The 5,390-nt window shown below is 63.1% G+C and carries 2 protein-coding genes; both read left to right on the forward strand.

Annotated elements, in window-relative coordinates; genetic code table 11:
• The coding region (locus TK42_RS26630) for a phosphopantetheine-binding protein (protein ID WP_177464548.1) at positions 1-549 on the forward strand (549 nt) is incomplete at its 5' end.
• A 3-nt stretch (positions 550-552) separates the two neighbouring features.
• Positions 553-5,390 (forward strand): non-ribosomal peptide synthetase (locus tag TK42_RS26635; protein WP_146097901.1); only part of this gene is annotated, 4,838 nt, incomplete at its 3' end.

A 5,390-nucleotide genomic window follows, 5' to 3' on the forward strand; every position in this document is an offset into this window, starting at 1 on the left:
GGTGAAACCGTGGTGGTGGCTCAGGAGGGCCCGACCGGCAAGCAGCTGGTGGCCTATGTAGTACCGGCAGATGCCAGCCTGGCAGACCCCGCCGAGTTTCGCGATGCCCTGCGGCGAGCCTTGAAAGCCGACCTGCCGGACTACATGGTGCCCAGCCACTTCGTATTCCTGGCGCAAATGCCGCTGACCCCCAACGGCAAGCTCGACCGCAAGGGGTTGCCATTGCCGGATGCGAGCCAGATGCAGCAACAGTACGTGGCCCCGCAAACCGAGCTTGAACAACAGATCGCTGCGATCTGGGCCGACATCCTGCACCTGCCGCAAGTGGGCCTGAACGACAACTTCTTTGAAGTCGGCGGCCATTCCTTGCTGGCGATCCAGATCACCTCCCGGGTGCAAGCCGAATTGGGCCTTGACGTGCCGCTGATGGAACTGTTCCAGACCGATTCGCTGCGTGCCTACGTGCAGGCGGCAGCCACTTTCCGCGCCGGCAGCGTGGAGGATTTTGATGACCTGCGTGACTTTTTGAGCGAACTAGAGGCGATTTGAACCATGCTTTCCAACCCTAATATCGACTTGGTGTCGCGCTTTCTTCGCTTGCCTCTGGAGCAGCGGCAGCAGTTTTACCAGCGCCTGCAAAGCCGGGGCATGAGTTTCGCTCAACTGCCGATTGCCTCGATCCGCGAGGACGGCCAACATCTGCCGCTGTCCTACGCTCAAGAGCGCCAGTGGTTTCTTTGGCAACTGGATCCGGACAGCACCGCCTATCACATCCCCGGCGCCCTGCGTTTGCACGGGCACTTGGACCTGGCGGCATTGCAGCGCAGTTTCGACAGCCTGCTGGCCCGGCATGAGAGCTTGCGCACACAACTGGTCGAGGACGGCGAACGCCTCTGGCAAGCGGTGATGCCCCAGGCGCGGGTGCAGATCCACCAGGCGCGTATCGACGAGGCACAGTTGATGGCGCGGGTGGAAGCCGAAGTCGCACGGCCGTTCGATTTGCACCAGGCGCCGTTGTTGCGCGTGACGCTGCTGCAACTGGCCGAAGATGAACATGTGCTGGTGATGGTGCAGCACCACATCGTCTCCGATGGTTGGTCGATGCAAGTGATGGTCGAAGAGCTGGTGCAGTTCTACGCCGCTCACAGTCAGGGCCATGATTTGCAACTGCCTGAGCTGCCGATCCAGTACGCCGACTACGCCCTGTGGCAACGAGGCTGGATGGAGGCCGGAGAGCAGGCGCGCCAGCTGGCCTATTGGCAGGCCCTGCTGGGCGGCGAGCAGCCGGTGCTTGAGCTGCCGCTGGACCGCTCGCGTCCGGCGCAGCAAAGCCATCGCGGTGCAAGCGTGCAGGTGCATCTGCCACCGGCTCTGGTGGCCGGTCTCAAGCGCCTGGCGCAGCAGGAGGGTGTGACGGCGTTCATGCTGTTGCTGGCGTCGTTCCAAGCCCTGTTGTATCGCTACAGCGGGCAGTCGGACATTCGTATTGGCGTGCCGAATGCCAACCGAAACCGTGTCGAAACCGAGCGGTTGATCGGCTTCTTCGTCAATACACAGGTGCTCAAGGCTGACCTCGACGGGCAGATGAGCTTTGCCGAACTGCTGCAACAAACCAAGCGTCGCGCCCTGGAGGCCCAGGCCCATCAGGATCTGCCGTTCGAACAACTGGTGGTGGCGTTGCAGCCCGAACGCAGCTTGAGCCACAACCCATTGTTCCAGGTGATGTTCAACCACCAGACCGATGCCCAGGGCGGCCGCGAAGGCCAGCAGTTACCGGGCCTGCGTGTGGTGGAACTGGAGTGGGACAGCCCGACCACCCATTTCGATCTGAGCCTGGATACCCATGAATCCGCCGAGGGCCTCTGGGCTGCGCTGACCTATGCCACTGACTTGTTCGACGCCGCTACCGTCGAGCGCTTGGCGCAGCACTGGCAGCACGTGTTGCAGGCGGTGGTGAACGCACCGCGCAGCCGTCTCTGCGAGCTGCCGATGCTGAGTGCCGTGGAGCAACAGGTGATGCTCCAGGATTGGAATGCTCCGGCGTGTGCCACCACCCTGCACGCGGTGCACCGGCTGTTTGAAGCCCAGGCCGACCGGCAGCCGGGCCGCCAGGCCCTGGCCCTGAATGACCAGGCCCTCAGCTATGGCGAACTGAATCGCCAGGCCAACCGCCTGGCGCATTACCTGCTGGCCCAGGGCATCGGCGCTGATGGGCGGGTGGGGATCTGCGTCGAGCGCTCCTTTGCCATGGTGGTCAGCTTGCTGGCGGTGCTCAAGACGGGCGCAGCCTATGTGCCGTTGGACCCTGAGTACCCGCGCGAACGCCTGGTGCATATGCTTGAGGACAGCGGCGTCGGGCTGGTGTTGACTCAATCCCACCTGCGCGGGCGCCTGCCGTTGCCGGCTCATGTGTCGTCCGTGGATATTGATCTGGCCCCATTGGCGCAGTGCTCCGAGGACAATCTACCGACTGATGTCGAGCCCCAGAGCCTGGCGTACGTGATCTACACCTCCGGCTCCACCGGCAAGCCCAAGGGGGTTGCCATCAGCCATGCTGCCCTGAGTGAGTTCGTTGGCATCGCGGCGGATTACTCGCAACTGGTTGCCCAAGACCGGGTGTTGCAGTTTGCCACCCTGAACTTCGACGGTTTTGTCGAGCAGTTGTACCCGGCCCTGACCCTCGGTGCCACCGTAGTACTGCGCGGCCCGCAACTGTGGGACGGTGCCGAGCTGTATCGGCAGATCATCGCCCAGGGCATCACCTTGGCCGACTTGCCCACGGCCTACTGGAAGCTGTTCCTGCAAGACTGCCTGGCAGCGGGCCCGAGGTCTTATGGTGCCTTGCGCCAGATCCATATCGGCGGCGAAGCCATGCCGTTGGATGGCCCACTCCTGTGGCAGCGCGCCGGGCTCGGCCAGGTGCGCTTGCTCAACACCTACGGGCCTACCGAGGCCACTGTGGTCTCCAGTGTGCTGGACTGCACCGACGCGAGCGCCGTCAGCGCCGCCGGTGCCAGCCCGATTGGCCGGGCGCTGCCAGGGCGTGGTCTGTATGTGCTGGACCGCGACCTGAACTTGCTGGCGCTGGGCGCAGTCGGTGAACTCTATATCGCCAGCGCCAGTGGCTTGGCCCGCGCTTATTTACAACGGCCGGGCCTGACTGCCGAACGTTTCGTCGCGGACCCGTTCGGCGCGGCAGGCGAGCGCCTGTACCGCACGGGCGACCTGGCGCGTTATCGCGCCGACGGCGTGGTGGAGTATGTCGGGCGGGTCGACCACCAGGTCAAGATCCGTGGTTTCCGCATTGAACTGGGTGAGATTGAAAGCGTACTGCTGGCTCAGGACAGTGTGCGTGAAGCCTTGTTGCTGGCGGCTGACAACCAACTGGTGGCCTACCTGGTGCCGGCGCAGACGCTGTCTGAAACCGAGCGCGCGGAGGCTGGCGAACAACTGATGCTGACCTTGCGTGAACACCTGCCGGACTACATGGTGCCAGCGCACCTGATCTTCCTCGACCACATGCCTTTGAACCCCAACGGCAAGCTGGACCGCCAGGCGCTGCCCAAACCCGAAGCCGCCGCCTTGCAACAGGACTGGCTGGCGCCGGTCACGCCGTTGCAGCAACAGGTGGCAGCGATCTGGGCGGATATCCTCGGCGCCGAGCACGTGGGCCTGAACCAGCACTTTTTTGAACTGGGCGGGCATTCGCTGTTGGCGATGCAGGTGGTATCACGGATTCGCCAGACCCTGAGCCTGGAAGTGCCGCTCAAGGCCGTGTTCGAACACCCACGCCTGGAGGCATTTGTCACCGCCTTGCAGGCCCATGACAGCCCGATGCCGACGGCGCCACCTCTGCTGCCGGCGGGCCGCGAGCAGCCGTTGCCGTTGTCTTATGCCCAGGAGCGTCAATGGTTTCTGTGGCAACTGGAGCCCCAGAGTGCGGCGTATCACATCCCCAGTGCATTACGCTTGAAAGGGCAGTTGGATCCAGGCGCGCTTCAGCACAGTTTCGATAGCTTGCTGGCGCGCCATGAAAGCTTGCGCACCCATATTCGCCAGGATCACGACGGCGCGGTGCAAGTGATTGAACCGCAGGTGGCCTTGCCGATCACCCAGGCTGATGTCGATGAGGCCCAGCTTCAGGCCCGGGTAGAAGCGTTGATTGCCCAGCCGTTCGACCTGCAGCAAGGCCCGTTGCTACGCGTGACGTTGCTGCGCCTGGCCGCCGACGAGCATGTGTTGGTGCTGGTGCAGCATCATATCGTCTCCGATGGTTGGTCAATGCAGTTGGTGGTCGAGGAGTTGGTGCAGTTGTATGCCGGTTACAGCCAAGGCCAGGATGTGCCGCTACCGGTGTTGCCGATCCAGTACGCCGATTATGCCGTATGGCAGCGTAACTGGATGGACGCCGGCGAGAAGCAACGTCAATTGGCCTACTGGCGTGAGCTGTTGGGCGGTGAGCAGAGCGTGCTGGAGTTGCCGTTCGACCACCAGCGCCCGGCGGTGCAGAGCCACCGTGGCGCGCGCCTGGCCTTCGAGCTGGCGCCCGAACTCACTCAGGGCCTCAAGGTGTTGGCGCAAGAGCAGGGCGTGACCCTGTTCATGTTGCTGCTGGCATCGTTCCAGACTTTGTTGCACCGCTACAGCGGCCAGGAAGAAATACGCGTCGGTGTGCCGATTGCCAACCGCAATCGCAGCGAGACCGAGCGGCTGATCGGCTTTTTCGTCAACACTCAGGTGCTCAAGGCGGATGTGCATGGGCAGATGAGTGTCGAGCAGTTGTTGCAGCACGTTCGGCAACGCGCGGTCGAGGCCCAGGCCCACCAGGACTTGCCGTTCGAACAACTGGTGGAAGCTCTGCAACCCGAGCGTAGCCTGAGTCACAACCCGTTGTTTCAGGTCATGTTCAACCACCAGACCGATGTCGGCCAGGTCCAGGTTCAGCGCCAATTGCCAGCGTTGCAGGTGGAAGGGCTGGAGTGGGAAAGCAAGACCGCTCATTTCGACCTGGACCTGGATATCCAGGAGTCCACCGAAGGCATATGGGCCACCCTGGGTTATGCCCAGGACCTGTTCGAAGCTGGCACTGTGCAACGCATGGCGCGCCACTGGCAGAACCTGCTGCAGGGGATGGTTGCCAACCCGCGGCAGCAGCTCAGTCAGTTGAGCTTGCTGGACGCGGCCGAACAACAACAGATCCTGCAACTCTGGAACCGCACGGATTCTGGCTTCTCGGCCGAGCGCTGGGTGCACGAATTGTTTGCCGATCGCGCCCGGGAAAACCCGACGGCGGTGGCGGTGAAGTTCGACGCACAAACCCTGAGCTACGGCGAACTGGATCGCCAGGCCAACCGTCTGGCTCATGCCCTGATTGCCCGTGGCGTCGGCCC

Source organism: Pseudomonas sp. GZJR-8, assembly GCF_002916705.1.
GTDB lineage: Bacteria > Pseudomonadota > Gammaproteobacteria > Pseudomonadales > Pseudomonadaceae > Aquipseudomonas > Aquipseudomonas synxantha_A.